The sequence below is a fragment of the Limosilactobacillus pulli genome (assembly GCF_947381555.1).
GTDB lineage: Bacteria > Bacillota > Bacilli > Lactobacillales > Lactobacillaceae > Limosilactobacillus > Limosilactobacillus pulli.
Genome location: NZ_CANCWQ010000030.1, coordinates 1 through 19,927, shown reverse-complemented (window position 1 = coordinate 19,927; position 19,927 = coordinate 1). Strand labels below are relative to the sequence as shown.

Annotated in this window: 20 protein-coding genes and 1 pseudogene; 8 read left to right on the top strand and 13 right to left on the bottom strand. The window is 46.9% G+C overall.

The genetic code is table 11. The features are described 5' to 3' along the window. Positions 1 to 88: 88 nt before the first annotated feature. The gene (locus tag QOS03_RS07795; RefSeq protein WP_283575998.1) at positions 89 to 370 is read left to right on the top strand and encodes a hypothetical protein; all 282 of its coding nucleotides are present in this window, start codon (positions 89 to 91) and stop codon (positions 368 to 370) included. A 144-nt stretch (positions 371 to 514) separates the two neighbouring features. On the opposite strand, the gene QOS03_RS07790 is transcribed toward QOS03_RS07795, so the two are convergent. The 4 genes from QOS03_RS07790 to QOS03_RS07775 form a co-directional block, all read right to left on the bottom strand. Further along, the gene (locus QOS03_RS07790; protein ID WP_283575997.1) at positions 515 to 730 is read right to left on the bottom strand and encodes an LPXTG cell wall anchor domain-containing protein; all 216 of its coding nucleotides are present in this window, start codon (positions 728 to 730) and stop codon (positions 515 to 517) included. Beyond that, positions 730 to 897 carry a hypothetical protein gene (locus tag QOS03_RS07785; protein WP_283575996.1) on the bottom strand — a complete coding sequence of 56 codons (168 nt, stop codon included), beginning with the start codon at positions 895 to 897 and terminating at the stop codon, positions 730 to 732. Before QOS03_RS07785 ends, QOS03_RS07790 begins: the two co-directional genes overlap by 1 nt. 138 nt (positions 898 to 1,035) lie before the next feature. Beyond that, positions 1,036 to 2,241: an NAD(P)/FAD-dependent oxidoreductase gene (locus QOS03_RS07780; protein ID WP_283575995.1), complete on the bottom strand. Its 1,206-nt coding sequence runs from the start codon at positions 2,239 to 2,241 to the stop codon at positions 1,036 to 1,038. Positions 2,242 to 2,256: 15 nt separating this feature from the next. After that, on the bottom strand, positions 2,257 to 3,159 hold the full coding sequence (locus QOS03_RS07775) for a prenyltransferase (RefSeq protein ID WP_283575994.1): 903 nt from the start codon (positions 3,157 to 3,159) through the stop codon (positions 2,257 to 2,259). Between the two features lie 60 nt (positions 3,160 to 3,219). Here QOS03_RS07775 and QOS03_RS07770 point away from each other — a divergent pair, with 60 nt between their 5' ends. Beyond that, positions 3,220 to 4,212, top strand: coding sequence for a polyprenyl synthetase family protein (locus QOS03_RS07770; RefSeq protein WP_283575993.1), 993 nt, complete (start codon positions 3,220 to 3,222; stop codon positions 4,210 to 4,212). A 154-nt stretch (positions 4,213 to 4,366) separates the two neighbouring features. On the opposite strand, the gene cydC is transcribed toward QOS03_RS07770, so the two are convergent. From cydC to QOS03_RS07750, 4 genes are read right to left on the bottom strand one after another with little or no spacing between them, the layout of a single operon-like run. Beyond that, positions 4,367 to 6,142, bottom strand: a complete 1,776-nt coding sequence (gene cydC / locus QOS03_RS07765) for a thiol reductant ABC exporter subunit CydC (RefSeq protein WP_283575992.1) — start codon at positions 6,140 to 6,142, stop codon at positions 4,367 to 4,369. Continuing rightward, entirely contained in the window at positions 6,135 to 7,850 is a 1,716-nt protein-coding gene (gene cydD, locus QOS03_RS07760; RefSeq protein WP_283575991.1) for a thiol reductant ABC exporter subunit CydD, read from the bottom strand. Before cydD ends, cydC begins: the two co-directional genes overlap by 8 nt. After that, complete coding sequence (gene cydB, locus QOS03_RS07755; RefSeq protein WP_283575990.1) at positions 7,850 to 8,863, bottom strand: cytochrome d ubiquinol oxidase subunit II; 1,014 nt, start codon at positions 8,861 to 8,863, stop codon at positions 7,850 to 7,852. The genes cydD and cydB overlap by 1 nt, the downstream gene beginning before the upstream one ends. After that, positions 8,864 to 10,291, bottom strand: coding sequence for a cytochrome ubiquinol oxidase subunit I (locus QOS03_RS07750; protein WP_283575989.1), 1,428 nt, complete (start codon positions 10,289 to 10,291; stop codon positions 8,864 to 8,866). Positions 10,292 to 10,837: 546 nt separating this feature from the next. Here QOS03_RS07750 and QOS03_RS07745 point away from each other — a divergent pair. Next, positions 10,838 to 11,029: pseudogene (locus QOS03_RS07745) on the top strand (butanediol dehydrogenase); the annotation flags it as partial. Positions 11,030 to 12,000: 971 nt separating this feature from the next. Here the strand turns inward: QOS03_RS07745 and QOS03_RS07740 are convergent. Further along, positions 12,001 to 12,861 carry an SPFH domain-containing protein gene (locus tag QOS03_RS07740; protein ID WP_270635493.1) on the bottom strand — a complete coding sequence of 287 codons (861 nt, stop codon included), beginning with the start codon at positions 12,859 to 12,861 and terminating at the stop codon, positions 12,001 to 12,003. Between the two features lie 305 nt (positions 12,862 to 13,166). On the opposite strand from QOS03_RS07740, the gene QOS03_RS07735 reads away from it, so the two are divergent. Then, positions 13,167 to 13,331 carry a hypothetical protein gene (locus tag QOS03_RS07735; protein ID WP_283575988.1) on the top strand — a complete coding sequence of 55 codons (165 nt, stop codon included), beginning with the start codon at positions 13,167 to 13,169 and terminating at the stop codon, positions 13,329 to 13,331. Positions 13,332 to 13,714: 383 nt separating this feature from the next. Here the strand turns inward: QOS03_RS07735 and glpK are convergent, their stop codons facing one another. From glpK to QOS03_RS07720, 3 genes are all read right to left on the bottom strand, one after another. Continuing rightward, complete coding sequence (glpK, locus tag QOS03_RS07730; RefSeq protein WP_283575987.1) at positions 13,715 to 15,220, bottom strand: glycerol kinase GlpK; 1,506 nt, start codon at positions 15,218 to 15,220, stop codon at positions 13,715 to 13,717. A gap of 222 nt (positions 15,221 to 15,442) precedes the next feature. Then, complete coding sequence (locus QOS03_RS07725) at positions 15,443 to 15,628, bottom strand: 2-hydroxymuconate tautomerase (RefSeq protein ID WP_006499107.1); 186 nt, start codon at positions 15,626 to 15,628, stop codon at positions 15,443 to 15,445. Positions 15,629 to 15,911: 283 nt separating this feature from the next. After that, entirely contained in the window at positions 15,912 to 16,061 is a 150-nt protein-coding gene (locus QOS03_RS07720) for a hypothetical protein (RefSeq protein WP_283575986.1), read from the bottom strand. A gap of 628 nt (positions 16,062 to 16,689) precedes the next feature. Between QOS03_RS07720 and QOS03_RS09700 the strand changes: the two genes are divergently transcribed. Both QOS03_RS09700 and QOS03_RS07715 read left to right on the top strand, forming a co-directional pair. After that, entirely contained in the window at positions 16,690 to 16,929 is a 240-nt protein-coding gene (locus tag QOS03_RS09700) for a YSIRK-type signal peptide-containing protein (protein WP_408612085.1), read from the top strand. Continuing rightward, positions 16,847 to 17,320: a hypothetical protein gene (locus tag QOS03_RS07715; protein ID WP_283575985.1), complete on the top strand. Its 474-nt coding sequence runs from the start codon at positions 16,847 to 16,849 to the stop codon at positions 17,318 to 17,320. Before QOS03_RS09700 ends, QOS03_RS07715 begins: the two co-directional genes overlap by 83 nt. A 160-nt stretch (positions 17,321 to 17,480) precedes the next feature. Here the strand turns inward: QOS03_RS07715 and pnuC are convergent, their stop codons facing one another. Continuing rightward, positions 17,481 to 18,215 (bottom strand): nicotinamide riboside transporter PnuC, encoded by a 735-nt coding sequence (gene pnuC, locus QOS03_RS07710; protein WP_033935703.1) that lies wholly within the window; start codon positions 18,213 to 18,215, stop codon positions 17,481 to 17,483. A gap of 369 nt (positions 18,216 to 18,584) precedes the next feature. Between pnuC and QOS03_RS09695 the strand changes: the two genes are divergently transcribed. Together QOS03_RS09695 and QOS03_RS07705 are read left to right on the top strand one after the other, a co-directional pair. Beyond that, the gene (locus QOS03_RS09695) at positions 18,585 to 18,704 is read left to right on the top strand and encodes an AraC family transcriptional regulator (RefSeq protein ID WP_408612086.1); all 120 of its coding nucleotides are present in this window, start codon (positions 18,585 to 18,587) and stop codon (positions 18,702 to 18,704) included. Between the two features lie 115 nt (positions 18,705 to 18,819). Continuing rightward, a complete protein-coding gene (locus tag QOS03_RS07705; protein ID WP_283575984.1) occupies positions 18,820 to 19,836 on the top strand; it encodes a hypothetical protein in 1,017 nt (338 codons plus the stop codon). Positions 19,837 to 19,927: the final 91 nt, after the last annotated feature.

Sequence of the window (19,927 nt, the reverse complement as noted above, 5' to 3'; positions counted from 1 at the left end):
GCAAGCACAGATCGAGGCACTTGTCATGACGAATAATCTAGCAAAATTTGGAATGTTACAAACTAGCAATTGACGTAGGAAGATACCTTTGCATAAGATCGATGTCGATGATCAATGGTTGCATCTCTGTTATCAAGGGGAAGATCGTGATGACGGCTGTGCCAATGAATTAAGTCTGCAGCCTGCTAATGACGAGCCCCGATTAAATCTGCTTTTGAGCAATCATGGCTTTAATAATGAGCCGCATGACGCAACTTTTTCACTTGATCAAGCTGACGTTAAGGCCTTGCAGAAATATCTAGCTAATTGGCAGAATGATCAACAAAAGGCCCCGTCATCACACGGATCAACCTCATACGACCAAGCCTAGAACAAAAATATCCGGTTACCCAATCCAAGCAGCAAAGCATTTTAATAGTAAATAATCGTGAACTAAAACGCACCACCCCAAACATGGGATGATGCGTTTTTATCGTAATTCTGTAGGTCAAGCTGACGACAAAACTAAGAAACTCTATAATTTGCGCTTCTTGGATCTACCAATGCCAAAGCCTAAACCAGCAAACCCTAAACCAATCATCGTTAGGACTGATCCGTGTTGAGCATTGCCAGCCTGTGGCAGTCGCTTGGCATCATTATCCTTGGCGTGGCTTGAAACAACCTTAGCATTATTTTCAACTGTTGCTGAATCTATCGAATGGTCAAGCTCGCTTGTTCTATTCGGCGTCACTAACGACTCAGCCAGATCAGATGGCGTTTGTGGCTGTTCTGGCGTATTAGGTGCGGTGTCTGATTCTTAATGTACGTTACCGGCGTGTCCCACGTTGGGTCAGCCGGTGTCACGGTTGAAGTGCTTGGCGTGTAGCCCGGTACGGTCGGCATGGTTTGATTTGGCACAACCTTCGTCGGATTTGAGTTTCATTAAGTCATTTAATGAAGCGAACAATAACAAACAAATCCGTTCAATTTACCAGATTCGATCGACAGCGGAAAAATCCTTCTCAAACAGCAAACGCGTCAGATTTAATTAATTGACTAGTGATACAGATCAAACCGGCCCTTGGCAAGCAGCTCCTTGACACCGCCAGTTTCAATCAGCGACTTGTTGGCAATCATCTTCTTGATTACCGAAGCTGGGTAGCCATAATACTTCATCCCCATCGCGACGCCAAAAGCATGCGTGTTGCCCATTGAAGCCACGGTCCCCAGCGAGTGATATGAATATGGGCCGGGACGCTGACTGCCGGCTACCCGTGCGGCAAGATCCTTGGCCGCGTAGATCCCCATCGTCAGCGCGATCTGAGCTGTGGTTGGGTAAGGACGTTTCCCATCTGGCGGCATTACCGCGGCCACGTCGCCCAAAACGTACAGATCATCATATTCTGGGGCCGTTAAGTGATCAGTCACCATCACCCGGCCACGCCGCTGCGGCAGATCAGAGGCTGCCATGACCGGACTGCCGCTGACCCCTGTTGTCCAGATGATCGTTCCGGCCGTTTCCTCATGAAGCTGTTCATCCTTAGTTTGATAAACGACCGCGCCCGGCTTGATTTCTTTGATTGCCGCCTGTCCTTGTAGAGTCAGCTGTTCTTTTTGCATCAACTTAACGGCATAACCCTTCATCTTGTCGTCAAACATCGGCAAGATCCGTGGCGAGGCATCAATCATCTTGATCTGGATCGTGCTTGGATCGACTACTGCCAACTTGGCCAGACGCTTTCTGGCATCGTAAAGGGCCCCCGCCAATTCAATACCGGTAAAACCCGCACCGCAAACGATAATCTTGAGATGATCTGGATTATGATCAGTACGGTATTGCACCATCTGTTCATTTAAATGATCAGCAATCTGAGCTGCCTGGTCAACATTGGCCATTGGCAGGCTGTTTTCCACGGCTCCCTTGATGCCAAACGTTTCCGAGACAAAACCCAATGCCAGCACGCAGTAGTCGTAGTTGAGCGGCGCGTGTTCGGCCAGCTCAATCTGCTTAGCATCAGGATCTACCTTGACGACGCGATCCTTGATCAGCTTAACGGCAGGACTAAGGACGTCTTGAATGTCAAAACAGATCCGTTCTGGCGCAACGTTACCGGCCGCAACCTCATGCAGATTGGTTGCCTCATAATGATAGTCGTTTTGTTCAACCAGCGTAATCTCAGCCGCTTTAGCCACTTTTTTCTGCAATTCAACAACGGTTTTCAAGCCAGCATAGCCAGCACCTAAAATGACGATTTTTTTCATTTCCTTCAACCCCTTTTAGAGAACCATTCCAATTAGATAAGTCAGAACCTGAGTCGCGCCGCCAACCATCAAGATGCGAACAGCGCAAATAAACGTCTCATTTTTAACTTGTCTTTTGATAAGCATCTTGTTCTGTTTGAAAACGAAAGGTACAATAAGCAAAGATAAAATTACCGTAAATGGTGAAATACGAAAGAATGGTGATATAGTGATAAACAAAAATGCCAGGACGTTTTTGATGCTAAACGCAATCAGACAGACACGCTTGCCCAACAGCCGGACAATCGTATGCCGATGATTGCGCAGATCTTCTTCCGCGTCGCAAAGGTTGTTGGCCAGCAGCAGATTCGAGATCCAAAGCTCCAACGGCATCGCCAGCACCAGGATCCGCCCCAGACTTGGCCAATCCCAGGAAAAATGCCCTTGCACGTTTAGATAGATGGTGATCAAAACAATCATAAAGCCCATCGTAAAACCAGCGAAGAACTCACCCACCGGCAGCCCGGACAGTGGATAGGGACCAAATGAATAAAAGATCCCAACCAAAAAGCAGAAGACGCCCATTCCTAAAAGCGGCCAGCCAGCCTGAGCCACCAGCCAAATGCCCAATAGCGATGCGATCAACACCATCCCGGCAATCAGACGGCGCATGGCTGATAATGACAGCTGCTCGCGACCAATGATGTTGGTCTTTTGCTGGTAGACCTCAGTGTCGATGGCATGGCGGTAATCGTTGTAGTTGTCCATTACGTCGACGGCCATGTTGAACAGCAGCATCGCGATCAAAAACACCAGCATTACCCGCCAGTCAAACGCATGGTAGTACCAGATGCTGTAGCCAACGCCCAATAAAAAGGGCAGCAGACTGGCAGCTTTGGCCTTCACCTCAATCAATTCCAAAAAAACTTTCAGCGACATTTTCTAAGCAATCCTTTCATCTCTTGCAACAAAAATTATTTAGTTAAGGAACTCATTATTATGATCAATTCATTTCAAACTCAAACCAAACACTTAATCGGCAGTGAATTAAAACAGGTTCGCCAGCTCATCAACACTCGCCTGCAATGCCGCAATCCCGAACTGGCACATGCCCTGCAGCAGATGGCCAGTCACGGCGGCAAGTTTCTGCGCCCGACGCTGCTGCTGCTGGTAGCTAAGGCAGCCACACCCAATGAATGGGACCCTGCCACGCGCAGCCGTTTGATTCAGCTGGGCGCGTCAATCGAGATTCTACACATGGCAACGTTGATCCATGACGACATTATCGATGATTCGCCCAAGCGTCGCGGTCAAGTCAGCATTCAATCCCAATTTGGCAAGGATACGGCGGTCTATGCCGGCGACCTACTGTTTACCCAGTTTTTTGACCTCTTAATTGCCAACCTGGCCAACGATGAGTATCTGCAGATCAACGCACGGGCCATGAAAAAGATTTTAGATGGCGAATTAGGACAGATGGCGCTACGTTATCACCAACAACAGCAAGTCACCCAGTATTTGCGCAACGTCAACGGCAAGACGGCGGTTCTTTTCCAGCTGGCCGCTAGCGAAGGCGCGCATTTTGCTGGGGCCAATCACCAAACCACTGCCTATGCCGCGCGTTTTGGTCAGAACCTGGGCATTGCCTTTCAAATAATTGACGATCTGCTTGACTATACCGACCAAAGCAAACTCAACAAGCCCGTGATGCAGGATTTGGACACCGGCGTCTATTCACTGCCGCTTTTATTGGCCCTGCAGCATCCAACTGCGGTCAAAGAACTGCAGCCGCTGCTTGAACGACCGCTGACCCCCGCCAGCGAGCAGCAGATCAAGGCCATTGTAATCAACAGCGGCGCGCTGGATGAAGCCCGTCAGTTAGCCCAGCGATTTACGCAAAAGGCCGATCAGTGGCTGAAAAAGCTGCCGGATTCCCCGGCTCAGCGCCTGTTAGGTCAGCTGACGCAACAGCTCATGCAAAGAACCGTTTAGCCAGCCATACGCCTTGAAGATTTGCAACGTCTCATCTCATGCCGTCAAGCGCTCAGCAATCAGCTGGGCGCTTTTTCATTTACTCTTTTCTCAGCTCGTTGCTTAATTCCTAAATTCAGCAGCAAAAAAACATCTATTCCGTTCCAAAATCGGTTTAATCGCGCTTATTCGCCAGGCTCAACGGTCCGCCCTGATCAGCAGTCAGCAGGCCGCGATAGTACGCGCTTTGCTGCCATAGCTCAGTCGGCGTGCCTTGCAGTTTGAGCCGACCATCATCAATCAAGATCACACGGTCCATTTGTTCGACTCCCTGCAGATGATGCGTCACCCAGATCAGCGTGCGATCCCGCAGCTGCGTTTGAAATGTTTCAATTACCTGACGTTCCGTAATAGGGTCCAGACCAACCGTTGGCTCATCCAGTAAAATGATCGGCGCGTCATGTAGCAGAATCCGTGCCAGCGCGAGCCGATGCCGCTCACCACCAGAAAAGCGCAGCCCAGCTTCAGCAACCGGCGTCTCCATTTTCTGCGGCAGCTGATCAATCATTTCCCAAAGGCCAACCCGCATTAGCGCGTCTTTCAACTGTTTATCACTGGCTTCTTCATTGCCCAGCCGGAGATTATTGGCAATCGTGGTATTGAATAGATAAGGCTGCTGGTTGATAACGCCAAATAATTCAGCCGCCAGATTCCCTAGCTCAAAACTCGGAATACCTCCTACAGTGACGATTCCCTGCGTTGGCCGCAGATCGCCCCGCAATAAAGAGAGCAGGGTCGTTTTCCCACTCCCGCTACGCCCAAGCACGGCCAGCTTTTCCCCAGGCTTGATCGTTAAATCGATTCCTTTGAGCACTTCGTCATCATCAGCTTGATAGCGATAATGCAGATCACACAGCTCAATTTGAAATGGCGCACGGGGAAGCAAATCAGCTGCTGATGTTTGCTCGGTAGCTGGCAGCTCATTCAAACGACGCAGCGACTCGCCATAAAGATTGGTTTCTTGAGCAGCAGCCGGCAGTGGCGACAGCGCGTCAGCCAGTGGAAACAGCGCCAATACCAGGGCGGCAATCCAATCCGCCGCGCCGCCATGATACTGTCCCCAGCGCGCGGCTCCCCAGAGAACCAGACTGACGGCCATTAACAAAAACAGCATCTCCATTAAGAAATCCCGCCGCCGAGCAAATTGATGCTCCGCCAGCCGATTGTTCATCGCCAGCTTTTCCGTTGCCGCGTGGCGTTTCAGATAGTCTTCGCGACGGCCCGCTAAGCGCCAATCAGCCAGTCCCAAGACATCATCCGTCAATTCGGCGTACATCTGATCGCGCAGCTGTTTGTCTTTCATCTGGCGCGCTCCATTGATCACTGTTGACCACCACGGAATGGCGATGATCATCAGGCCAAAGATCAGTAGCACGGCCAGCCCTAATAATGGTGAAAGCCAGCCCAGCGCGATAATCCAGATCACGTAAAGGCCCCAGGCAACCAGCATTGGAAAGATCGTGCGCAGATAAAGGTTTTGAATATGACCAATATCATCGGCTAGTAATCCCAGCAGATCCCCCAGCTGATAGCGGCGACGCCAAAAGATCGCATCGGTTTCCAAGGCGTCATACAGTCGCTGCCGCAATCTGGAAGTCATCTTAAGCACCCAGTTGTGACTGACCAGGCGCTCGGCATAATGCAGTGTCGGCCGGCCAATCCCAAACGCGCGCGTCAAAACGATCGGCACGTAGATTAACAGAATGTTGACCGGCTGCTCAGCGGCGCGACTGATCAGGTAGCCGGCACTAAACATCAGCCCGGCCGCGCCGACAAACGTCAAAATCCCCAGCGAGATCGCCAGGATCAGACTTTTACGATAACGTCGCAGGAACGGTCGCACCCACGAATCATGCTTTAAAATCCGAAAAAGCTTGATTTGTCTAAACATGCCGCTCACCTCTCATTCCATTGATTAATGAGACGAAATAGCCGTTTCGTGCCAAAAGCTCGTCATAGGTTCCCTGCTCAACCAACTCGCCATGATCCATTACCAAGATCCAATCCATCTCCTTCATCCAATGCAGCCGATGCGTGGCGAAAAAGACCAGCCGCTGATCCATTAACGGCAGCATGCGTTCTTTCAGCTCCAACTCGGTTTCAATGTCCAGATGAGCAGTTGGCTCGTCAAACATCATGACCCGCCGCCGGTCGTCCAGCAAGGCTCTGGCCAACGCAATCCGCTGTGCCTGACCACCAGAAAGCTCGCGGTATCCGGCCCCAATCATTGTTGCCAGACCATCGGGAAGCTTAGCCAGCCAATCAGTCATGCCAACCGTTGCCAACGCGGTTTTGATCTGATCATCGGAAACGTCTGGCGTGTAGAAGGCAACGTTTTGTCGCACCGTTGCTGTAAAGATTGTTGGCGACTGCGGCAGATAAAGCAGCTGATTTTGCCAGTCCGGCAGGTTGAGCGTCGTCACCTTTTGTTCCTGAATCTCGATCGCGCCCTGTTCAGGAGTCAAAAAACCGCTCAAAAGATTGATCAAAGTCGTCTTACCCGCGCCACTCATCCCAATAATGCCAATTTTCTGCCAGCCCTTGATCTGCAGCGAAAACGGCTTAATGCTGGTGCCTTTGGGATATTGAAACGCCATGGAATCAATCGACAGCCAGTCTGCTGGCTCCCAGGAATGCAGTGGCACTTCTTTTCGCGGCTGAGCTGGCTGATTAAGGATCGTCAGCATTTTATGAAACGAGTTGCGGCCATTGAGCGTGGCATGAAAATCACCAGCAAACCGACGCATCGGCATATAGTATTCCGGTGCCAGGATCAAGACGGCCAATGCGTTCAAAAGCGCCATGCGACCATTTAAAAGATCAAACCCCAGATAAACGGCCACTACCGCGATGGAAAGCGTCGTGAAAAAATCCAGAGCAAACGTTGAAAGCATCGCTACTTTCAGCACGGCCATCGTTCGTTTACGGAAATGCTCGCTGGCCGTAAAGATGCTTTTAGAGTAGCGCTTGCTTAAGCCAAGATACTTAAGCGTGTCGATCCCCCGCAGCGAATCGATAAAATTGTTCGACAGGTGCTGAAAGCTGCCATACTGCTGCTCAGCTTTGGCTTTGGCGGCCTTGCCCAAGATGATCATAAACAAGATGATCAATGGATAGGTCACCAATAAGATCACAGCCGAGCGCCAATCAAAAATCCCAACGGCAATCAAGATCAAAACGGGTACGCTCATCATGCCGATCGTTTTGTCGAACGTCAGCTTAACGTACTGGTTGACTTCATCGATGCCATCAAGCGCCATGGCAACCGTGCTCCCAGTCCCGTTTTCCTGCACCAAGGCCGGCCCCTGATCATAGAGTTTGCTTAACAGCCGCGCGCGCAGATCAACGGCCGTCTGTTCCGCGAAACCATCCAGAATGCGTTTTTCCAACCATAAAAGCAGCTGGCGCAAGGTATAACTGGCAATAAAGCCCCACAAGAGCAACCAGCGCAGTCCTTTTCCCTGCCACAGCACAAACAGCGTACCTGCCAGGAAGGCGGCCTGAGCGATAATAAAAACGGCCTGCAGAATCTTTATTCCGACAAGCCGTTTCACGATCGCGCCGGAACCCGGCAATTGAAATAAATCACGATCAATCATTAACGTACCTCAACGCGCGGCATCTCAATCCGCTTGCGGAAGATCCAGTAGGCAAAGATCGTATATACCAAAATGCATGGCACCAAAACCAGCGTCGCGATCATCATTACGATCAGCGTGTAGTTTGAAGATGACGCACTCTTGATCATCAAATCGTACTGACTGCTGATCGAAGAAATCATCAAGCGTGGGAACAAACCGCTAAACAGCAGCGCTACCAACGAAACCAGCGTCAGCCCACTGAAGATAAATGCCCAGCCATTGCGGTTCCTAAAGGTATTGGCATGAGCCAGCACTGAAAAGGCAACGATCAAGGCCACCCCCAGCAGCGTTGCCAGCGGATGCACCTTGATAAAGTCGGTTTGGAAGAGCAAAAGCAGCGCAAAGACCACCTCACCCAGATACAAAACCCAGTAGAACGCCTGACTGTAGTTTTGGGCCCGAGCCTGAATCGCTCCCGTCGTCTTGAGCGCGATATAGTTCAAGCCGTGCAGGTAGGTCAACAAAGTCAAGGCAACCCCACCGACGATTGAAAACCAGTTAAAGTAGTCTAAAAAGCCAGCTTGAATGTTTCCCTGCGCGTCAATTGGCATCCCCTTGATCATCGAGATAAACATCACGCCAAAAAAGAATGGTACGATCAGACTGCCCAATGCCAGCGCGTTATCCCACAATAGCTTTTTTTCCATGGGACTCTGAGCCCGAAACTCAAACGAAACGCCTCGAATAATCAGACCAACCAAGATCGTCAATAAGATCAGGTAGTAGCCAGAAAACAGCGTGGCATACCAGTATGGAAACGAAGCAAACATCGCCCCGCCAGCTGTAATCAGCCAAACCTCATTACCATCCCAGACCGGTCCAATCGTACGAATCAGCTGGGTACGCTCAGCCTCATTATGGGCCAAGGTTTTAACTGCCATGCCAACGCCATAGTCAAAGCCATCCAGAAAGAAGAAGGCCGCGAACAGCATACCGATCAAAAAGAACCATAATATCTGCAGCATTGTCATTTAAAACGCCCCCTTAGCAAATGGATCCATAATCTTAGACGATGCCGCAACCTGATCGAATGGATCGTTGTGCAGCGCCCGCACGATCAGACCAATTAAGATCACTGCCAAACCGCTGAACAGACAGAAGTAGACGATGTTGGAAATCAGCAGCGAGGCCGCCGAAACGTTTGGCGAAACGCTTTGGGCAATTGTAAACAGGCCATAGACCGTCCATGGTGCCCGCCCCAGTTCCGTAATCAGCCAGCCACTGGTATTCATCAAAAAAGGCGCAAACGTTAAGAGAGCCATGACCCAAAGACACCAACGATGCTGATAGAGTGTCATCTTGTTTTTGCGCGTCAGGATCAAGCCAACCAACGAACACAGCGCGATCAAGGCCCCAAAACCAGCCATTACCCGGAAGCTCCAAAACAGCGTATTAACCGGTACATAGTAGTTCATCTTGTGACCGGCAATCGTCGTACCATACTGTTTCTTAAGCTCAGCGTTAACCTGCTCCATCCCTTTGACGGAACCGGTCGTCTTGCCATAAGAAAGCAAACTCAGCATGACCGGGATATCAATCTTGCCTTTGACTTCATGCGTCTTGGTATCAGCAATTCCGACCACCGTCCAAGGCGCCTGCTTGCCGGTAGTCTTGTAGACGGCTTCCGTGGCGGCAAACTTCATTGGCTGTTCCTTGATCAGGTATTTCATCTGCAGGTCCCCCATCAGCATCGTTGCCACGGAGAAGACCAGCATCAATGTCATGCCCAGCCGCATCGTCTTGTGATAGGCTTTGGTATTTTCCTTTGACAGCTGCCGTTTCTTAAGCAGCTGGAAGGCAGCCAGACCAGTAATGATCGTCGCGCCAGTTAACAGTGCCCCTAAGACGACGTGCCCATATTCAAAGAACAGCTGTGGATTCGTCAGCAAGGCGCCAAAGTTAACCATTTCGGCCCGTCCATTACGAATCGTGTAGCCGACGGGATGCTGCATGAAAGAGTTGGCGGTCAGAATCCAAAGTGCGGAGGTCAATGTCCCAAACACGACCATCCAAATAAAGAACAAGTGCAGTTTCTTACCAACCCGATCCCATGTAAACATCCACAAACCAATAAACGTTGACTCGATGAAAAACGACAGCAGCGCCTCAAAAGCCAGCGGCGCGCCAAAAATATCACCCATAAAGCGTGAATAGTCGGACCAATTCATCCCAAACTGGAATTCCTGAATTAATCCCGTGACCACACCAACGGCAAAACTGAGCAGAAAGATCTTGCCCCAGAATTTCGCCATTCGTTGATACTGCTCATTTTTAGTATGAACATAAATCGATTCCATAATTGCAACGACAAAAACGGTCCCGATTGAAAACGGAACGAAAAAGAAATGAAAAACGGTCGTCATCGCAAATTGGAAACGAGCTAGATTAACGATTGTCATTCTAACATCCCCTTTTAAACTTATTTCCTAATCGTTTATCAAAAGATTAGGAATACCGCTTTTACAGCCTTAGTGTACCGCTTTGATAAAAGGCTTTCAACATCCAAATCACTTTATTTAAATTTTGTCTCTCACCCCATAGTTATTCGGCAATTTAGGCGATTTTTTATTCATTTAAGAAACAGTCATTCTCTTAAAATCTTTCAATTTTAAGTTATCAACTAATTAGCGATAATTGAGCTAATTTCTACATTCATCCCCATTTTATTTATATTAATACAATATGCGATTTGCACACTCTTTTGCTGAAGTTTGTGAAATTCATCCCCTAATTCACAATGTCGAAAATATAAATTAAGCGTTACTATCTTTTTACCTAACTAGCCGATCAGTAATCAAATTCCTTCAACTATTGGTATATAGGTGATTTGACAAAGGCTATAACTTAAAATTAATAATTTTAATATCCACAAAGTTGATATTCACAATGTCCTGCAGGAAGCCATTTTTGTTTATGCATTGATTATTCAAGAAAGGTCGATAATTATGAAAGCAGCAGTTTGGCATGGCGTAAAAGACATCCGTGTGGAAGATGTTGAATTAAAGACTTTAAAATCAGATGAAGTCGTTGTAAAAGTCGCTTGGGCCGGCATTTGCAGCAGCGATCTGCATGAATACGTTGAAGGACCAGTCTTTATCCCAGTCGATAAGGTCGATGAGCTGACTGGCGACCCAGCCAACACTGTTTATTCGCCTGCTAAGTCTCAATAGCGTCCAGCTCGGTTTCCCATAATGTGCAAATCCAGCTCCCAAACGGTTTGTTCAAAGTAATTGATTAGAAATCGTCGAGACTCCCATAAATATTTTACCTTTCTCTAATCTTTACCTCAAGCTGGCCAGATTTCACTTGTTATACTCCCGTAATTATGAAGTCTGCTTCGGTTGATACCAAGGAAATATCGACTTCCTATAACCAGTTATTTAATTTTCTTCCGTAACTGGCATTAACCGAATTTAGTTGAGATCTACAGGCTCGCTTTGCCGATACCTTTCAAAGCAGGTGAAACGCACCTCTAATTTTCGCCTAGTTTTAAATCCTCATATTGAAATGATTGGTGCCACAGTTAGTTTCGTTTACCAATGAGGACATGATTGGTTTGTTAAGTCCGCTTAGACATCGATCTCCTCTTAGTCTATACGATTTTTATAGCGAATTAACTATGAGCGGCTTATCTCGTTGTTAAAGTTGAGAATCATTTTAATCAATCAGGTTCCGTATCCAGCTTGATTGAGCACCTCGTTGAAACATTTCTCGCTTTAGCAATCAAACGCAATTAAAAATCAGTCTACAATAGTAATATTAAAAGACTGCCAGCTTCCCTGTTGCCTGGCAGCCTTTTTTAGTTACCCATTTTTAAGCTGCTGACCGATATTTCGGCAAATCTCCTGGTGTTACGGCTCAGCTGATGGTCCCGATTCTGTTCACTTACTCAGTATGGTTGACAATTCATTCTGACAACGAATCGTATAACTTTCAAAACGTGCCGCATTCTGTTCAAATCCACCGCCATGAAATGATTGGGACAAGCCTTTATCATCCCAAGTTTTGACGATAATCAACCGACAAGCAGCCTCGTTCCCATTCAAAAATCGCGCGCCCTGCCTTTGACAGCTAGAGCGCGCGATTAAGCATTCTAAAACAAATTCAATTATTTTCCAGTATTGATTACCGGCTGTGTACCGCGTTCACTAATAATTGCTACCATTATATTGTTAATGACCTGCAAACGTTGCTCATCAGTTAGATTCAAATCCGTTTCCTTGGCCAGTCGCTCCATGGCATCTTCCGTAATTGAAACAGCGCCTTCAACGATAATCTTTCGTGCCGACAGAATCGCCGCGGATTGTTGTCTTTGCAGCATCGCACTGGCAATTTCCGTGGCATATGCCAAGTGCGTCAGCCGCGTTTCCAAAATCTGCACGCCAGCCACGTTAAGCCGTTCCTGCAGTTCTTGTGTCAAGCGGTCAGAAACTTCTGTCGGATTCCCACGCAGCGTCAGCTTATCCTGCTCATCAAATGTGTCGTACGGATATTCACTGGCAACGTGACGCACAGCAGACTCGCTTTGAATCTCAACGAATTCCTCATAGTCATCAACATTAAACAGAGCCTGCGCCGTATCAACAACTTTAAAGACCACTACGGCCGCGATTTCAACCGGATTCCCTTTTGAGTCATTAACCTTCAAAATCTGAGAGTTAAAATTGCGTACTCGCAAGGAAATGCTCTGCTTGTCCGTTAACGGCACCGTCATAAACAGGCCGGCATCGCGAATCGTACCAATGTAGTTACCGAAAAAAGTCAGTACTTTAGCTTCATTAGGCTGTACGATCGTCAATGCTGAAGCGCACAGTGCAGCCAGCAAGATCAAAACGACCCCGACTGCCAGTTCTCCATGCTGCTGACCAGCGTAACCACGATAGCCCAGCCATACTCCTAAAACTGCGACCGCAATGGCAACGATCAATCCCAGATAGCCATTGACGTGAAATGCCTTTTTCTCTTGCATCGTCATCCCTTCTTTCAGATCGATTCTAGAACAATTATAGCCTAGAAACGATTTCCAACAAAATAACAAGCACAATGCTGGATGATTGCTTGCCCGGCACGACGATCCACTGAATAATATGAACTTTACCAAATTAATTTAAGAAAGTTTACAAAAAAATCGAGCCAGCTAGCCGCTGACCCGATTATGGTATAATATTTTTGTCCAAAAACATTGGCGGTGCTTCGCTTTTCGAAGGGAGCGATGCCAATGAAGGAGCTGAAAAAATGCACGGCACTTCCCATCATTATGAAAGGGATCCATAAGTGTCAAACCGACATCAAGATGGCGCCGACTTAAAAGGTCTTGCCGCTGTTCTTCACGAACTGCATGGCTTGCCGATTGGCGTTCAGTATGCAACCTTGGCCACGGTCGTAATCATTGTGATTGCTTCCCTCATTGCCGGCTGCTACATGGTCAGTCATTTCTGACCAAAAAGAAAAACCATCTTAGAGCTGCAACTCGTAAAGATGGTGTTATTGCTTATTAACCTATATTAATTTGCGAAACACTGTCGATTTTCAAGGACATTCGGGCTAACGTGTTCCCTCACGTTAGCCTTTTTGTTTACGCCATAATTATAGCTGATTTCAATCGGCATTGCAATTTGAAAACGCCTTGCCAGACCAGACAAGGCGTTTTACCAATTATTGTTTTGCCGCTAAGAATAATCAATCCGCAGCTATTCAAGCAAATCGCTGCCCCAAAGAGTAGCATTTCTCCTAAAACGCAGCTTAATGGTTCCCAATGCTTTATTCTCGCGTGGAACTAAGGTCATGATGTCATAAGATGCAGCTTAATCATTCCCAGCACTTTATTCCCCGTGGCTGAAGAACTGAGCAGCTTTGATTGCACGCTGCCAGCCATGGTAAAGCTGTTCGGCATCTTCACGCTTCATAACCGGCATAAATTCATCACCCAATTTAGAAAATTCCTTGAGTTCGTCTTGATCGTTCCAAAAACCGACTGCCAAACCAGCCAAGAAAGCCGCGCCTAATGCCGTGGTTTCTTCCATTTGGGCCCGTTCAATCGGCGTTTGCAGAATATCAGCCTGGAACTGCATTAAAAAGTCGTTGCGACAAGCCCCGCCGTTAACCGTCAGTGCTTTTAGCGGCAAATTGGTGTCTTTAACCATCGTATCAACGACATCCCGCGTCTGGTAGGCGATCGATTCCAGCGTTGCTCGCGTAATGCTTTGACGATTGGAGCCCCGTGTCAAGCCAAACATCGCTCCACGCACTTCTTGATCCCAGTATGGTGCGCCCAGCCCAGTAAATGACGGCACTACATAAACGCCACCGGTTGAGCCGGCTTCAACAGCTATTTTTTCTGATTCGCTGGCCTTGGTAAAGAACTGCAGTCCATCACGCAGCCATTGAATTGCCGAGCCTGCTACAAAGATCGAACCTTCCAAAGCGTAGTTTAACTGACCGTTTAATTCATAGGCAATCGTTGTTAACAGACCGTTTTTCGACAGCGTGGCTTCGGTACCGGTATTCATTACGATAAATGCTCCGGTACCATATGTGTTTTTAACAGATCCTTTTTCGTAAGCAGCCTGACCAAACAGCGCTGCCTGCTGATCCCCAGCCATCCCCGCGATCGGAATTTCAACCCCGAAGAAGTGATAGTCGCCCGTATAGCCATACACTTCAGAATTGGAACGCACGTCTGGCAGCATCTGGGCCGGAATGTCCAAAAGCTTTAAGATGTCTTGATCCCATTGACGCGTGTGAATATTAAACAGCATCGTCCGGCTGGCGTTGGTAACGTCCGTAGCATGTACGCGACCGCCTGTCAGATTCCATAACAGCCAGGTGTCAATCGTGCCAAACAGCAGATCGCCATTAGCAGCTTTCTTTCGCGCACCAGGTACGTTGTCCAAAATCCACTTAATCTTGGTAGCGGAGAAATAAGAGTCCACTACCAGCCCCGTCTTTTCATGGATCATATCTTTGTAGCCATCTTTAATCAGATGCTCGGCAATTGAGCTGGTCTGCTTGGACTGCCAAACGATCGCATGGTAGATTGGCTTACCGGTATGGCGATCCCAGATGACCGTCGTTTCCCGCTGGTTGGTAATTCCAATCGCGGCAATTCGATAAGGCTTGATCTGCGACTTGATCATGACGTCTGAGACTACTGACTGAACACTGTCCCAGATTTCCATAGCATCATGCTCAACCCAGCCTGGATTAGGGAAATACTGTGGGAACTCTTGTTGAGCCATTGCAACTTCATGTCCTTGGTGATCAAAGATAATTGCACGCGAGCTGGTCGTTCCTTGATCAATTGCCATTATATATTGTTCGTCACTCATGAATTTCAATCCTTTCCGTTATGAGCATTGCGCGGCTTGCCTGGTTGTTCGCCAGTTAGTAAGCTGCCCCAGCATACCAGTCATTCCCAAGCGTTCGCCAAACCATTAAACTGCCCAGCCTGTCTGGATATGCTGGTTGGAAAACTCCCCAACTCAATTTCAGCACCGCTTCATGACGCAAAAAAACCGCTGGCGACCCAAGGCCATTCAGCGGCTAATCGTTTACTTATCGCTGACCATCTTGCCAGCCACACTGTAGCGATCCTTGCGCATTTCGTTTAAAACGATGTGGATGCGTTCTTCAGGAACATTGGCATCCTTAGAAATGGCTGCCGTAACGTCCTTAACCAGGGCCTTTAATTGTTCTTCAGTGCGACCTTCCAACAGATCAATGTGTACCAATGGCATGAAAAATCTCTCCTTTAATCCAATAACTTGGGGCAATCATACCACAATTAACACTGATTTGGCAACGCTTTACATAGTCTTAAAAACTACTTAATTAATTTTCAAAACTATTCTTTAATAACGCAACTGCTGGCCGTCAACAATTTGTCAGCTGGCGTTCAATCAGATGTCGTTGATTGTTCTGCTTAAAAGGCCCTGCTACCGTTTTTCTCAACATTCTAAAAAGATCCGCAGAACGCCAAAACCGCTCAACCAGCCTCGGCCAGTTGAACGGTTCTTCTATTTAATGCTTCTTGATCAATAGCCATGCCGCCCCGGCTGCCAGCATGACGCCGGCCATTTTATGAAGGTCAGTCTTAACGCCTTTAACCAGCGGCTTTTTACTTTCCAGAACTACTTGAAAATGTTTGCCGTCATACAATGTCTTTTTCATAATCGACACTTCCCTTTTCAATTGGCTTTTGATTCATGCTTTGTCTCTATTCTACTCCGCATTACAAGTCATGACGAGCAACAATTGCGTTAAACCTTCTTATTGATAGGCCAAACGATGCAATCTTCCATCTTCAAATATGCACTTATCGCTGATCTTTTCGGGTAAACTTTTTGATTAGCTGAGCTAAAGCACCGATTAATCAAACGTTTATGATCGGTTCCGCGCTGAATGCCATCGTGAGCTTGCTTATGCCATTCTCGATCATTGACGCAACCAAGCCCGACTGTATTTATTGGTCGCTGATAATTTTTATCGCGCCAGTCGCCTCTCTACAGCCCCCGCATCCGCTCCAAAGTCATTATTATGTCAATAAATTCGCACTTGACAATTCGTTGGATAAATAAAAATATATTTAATTTATTAAATCACTCATTTGTTTAGTTTAGCTAACAAACGTTGATATATTGGCATTTATAAGCTATGACAAAATTATTATATCTAATTATAAATAATTGATTGTCACTGCTTGGAACAATGCGAATCGTTTCTATAAAAGTAATTTTCTCCTTGACCTAATTATCACATGAATGATACTTTTTACCAAACGTAAGGGGATGATTACACCATGCTTAGTAAAAATAATCACAATTTAAAAATCAAACAAGCCAGCGATCGCCAATTGCGGTTTTCACTGCGCAAATTCGGTACTGGGATTGCCTCGGTAGCCATCGCCAGCCTGTTTTTTATCGGCAGCAGCGCCATGACAGTCCACGCCGACACCAATGATGGATCCACGAGCCAATTCAACGTCTCAATCAGCTGCCGATCCTGCTACTGCCTTGACTCAGTCAGCAGCCGCCTCTGATTCCGCTACTCAGTCAACCACTGCTGACAATGCCAATGATCAGGTATCAACCACGACTGATTCTGCCAACACCGCGATGAGCACGAACAGTTCGACTGCTCAAAACACTGAGGCTGATCAAACGATTATCAACTCCAAGCAAAACAGTGCCCAGGCGCCTGCAACAGATAACATTCAACACGGCATCAACATTATCGCCAACAACCAGACGACTGGATACAACGGCAGCTCAATTTTAAATGCCAATCAATCCGATGGTACTTTCGATGTCAACACGGTCGTTACCAACAACAATTCTAACAGCCGCAAAGTTGAAGAAATCGTCTTGCTGCCAACGTTTACCGCCAACAATTCAACCGACTTTCGCCAAAATCGATGTATAAGTAGGTAAAGTTGATCCGTTCGAATATACAACTACCTACTTCTGACCTAAAATCGACGAATAGTAGGTAACTGCAGGAATCAATGGCTGCTCATGCTGAATTTATTCACAAAAAAACTGCCTTCAGATCGCTCTGAAAGCAGTTGGTGCCGATAACATCCGGCCTGATTTATTCCATTTCCGTTAAACCAGCTTGACGACGGCCGCGATTAAACCATGGCGAAACCGTAAAAGCCAGAATGTCATTGACCACATAGATCAAACTGTTGATTGCCATTGCCAGCGTGGCATCCCCTTGCGCAAAGGTCACGCCCCAAAGAATCAGCTGGAAGATCCCAGAAGCCAGCCACCAGTAGTACTGGTTGTTGTAGCGCATAAAGCACATGATCCCTGCAGTCAGACTGATAGCAAAACTGATGGCATCGATCCATGGCCGCGGATCATTAGTGAAACTGCCAATCAGATAACCACTGATAGCGTAGACCAGCAGCGTACCAATAATGGCTATGATCCATTGTTTGGTTCCGAAACGGCGCAGATGATTTTTGGTATCGTCGTTCCAGCTGCGGACGGCAAAGATCACCGGCAGATCAAGCGTCAATACATAGGCAATCTGTTCAAAAATCGACAGGTAGTTCTTCGCTGCCAAACCCGCGTAAATAAAGCAGGCCGCCGAGATCAGCCCCAGCCAGCCATTGATCGCCTTGGTAGCATTGATGGCCAATACGCACAGCGTCCCCAAGATCGTGCCGATAAATGTAATCAGCGTGACCGACGTAACCTTGCTGCTGATCAACAAAGCCAGCTGAAAGCCCAGGGCAAAGAAAAACAGCAGATAGTTCTGCATTGGCCACCCTTTCAATTGATTGAACAGCCAGACAAAGTAGTTTTCATTACGTTCCATGAATCGAATCTCCTTTTTCTCAGTAGCTTTTACCACGCGAACTGCGCGGCTGCTTATCCGTGGGGCGACCCCCACCTCGGTTGACGAGAAGTGCTCGTTTTCTCGCCAGCTGTCTTATTTTACGGGCCCATAAAATAAAACAAATCAGCCGTTTTGGCTTTGAGCAACTTGTATATCCTACCAAAAGATCGATTCACTTGCCAATGCAAATTTCTTCATCTATCTTAAACAAAATCACGCTAAAGTATCTATTTAACCGTAACGACTGCGCTTACTAAAAATAAATAAAAAATTTTTGACTGGCCGTTTTGCGTCGTTTGATTAAAGGATCGATAAGGTGACCAGCAATCTAGCCCCCCGCTTTTATTAATCAGCCAAATTGCAGTAAACTACGCTTTTGCCTCCGCCAGTCATTACGATCAGGCTTTTAAGAAAATCTGCGGTGTAAGTCCGCGACGCTACCGCCAGCTGCACCAAAAGCTTGAATAAAAAGATAGTTTGACCAGTGTTTTGTACTAATTGCCTAATTTCAAAAACTTTGAAAACGCTCTATAATAGAAAACAGCAATACTTTTGGGAGAGTATTTATTGGGGGAGTGTTTTCATGAATATTTATGTTTTTATTTTATTACTTATCTTGATCATTATTGTTCAATACCTAATCAAAAAATATGGCCCAAAAAAAGAAGCGATCAAAAATAAACCGCTTCTGAAATCATCAAATTCAAAGCCAGTAATCAATAAATCAGCTAAGCCAATACCTACAGTCCAAGTTCCTGCAGAGTGCTCAGCGAAAGAATCCATTAATAATATTCGAAAACCATCACATAAACGACCAACAATCAACAAAACAGTTAGGCAAAAGTCGACAAGCTCCGTCTCTACCGACAATTCAACCAATAAACTGCCAAGCATGGATTCAAAAAAGGATCAACTCATTGCAAACCCACTGCCTAAAACTGATAATGTTACGCAAACTTCTGACAAATTAACGATAATCGTTAAAGACGGTAAGAAATTTTGTCAATATCCACTTGAAGATGACTGGTATCTCACACGTATACGAAAGATTCCCTGTCTGGGTAAAAAACATAACATAATCAAGTTTTACGCTGTCGCCAATGCTAATTTCAAAAGGCATCCCGACCATCATCTTGTCCGTTTTCCCGCTTATTATTGTCAAGAATACGACAGAATCATGATCAAGGAGCCAGTTTATCAAGAAATCAGAAATGACTGTCGGTTGCTCTGCAATGTGGTAAATGAAAGTTTTTGGACACCCAAATTCCAGCCCCAACACACCAACAAACATTTTGTTGCGACGTTTGGCAACGAGGAGTCGATTCTACATATACTCGGCTACAACGTCAATGCCCAGATTGGATTAACCACACCTCAGCGTCATGCCATTCTGCGCCAGATCATTATCAATAGACAATTATCCCAAGGCCAGATCGAGCATCATCTGCGCTACCTGATTCGCCGCAACCGTTCCAATCGCAAGTTTAGGCGAGCAATCGAAAAATGGCTGGCTGATTTGAACTATGTCAGTCGCTTAGACGTCAATTACAGCCGCATTCCGATCCAAGCGATGCGGACCTTGCTGAATCAAGCCAACTAAGCTAATGATTTAAATAATACGCGATTTGCTAGTTCGTAACATTTAACAAAAAAAGCCTAACAAGGTTAGACTCAAAGTAGACTAAAAAAGG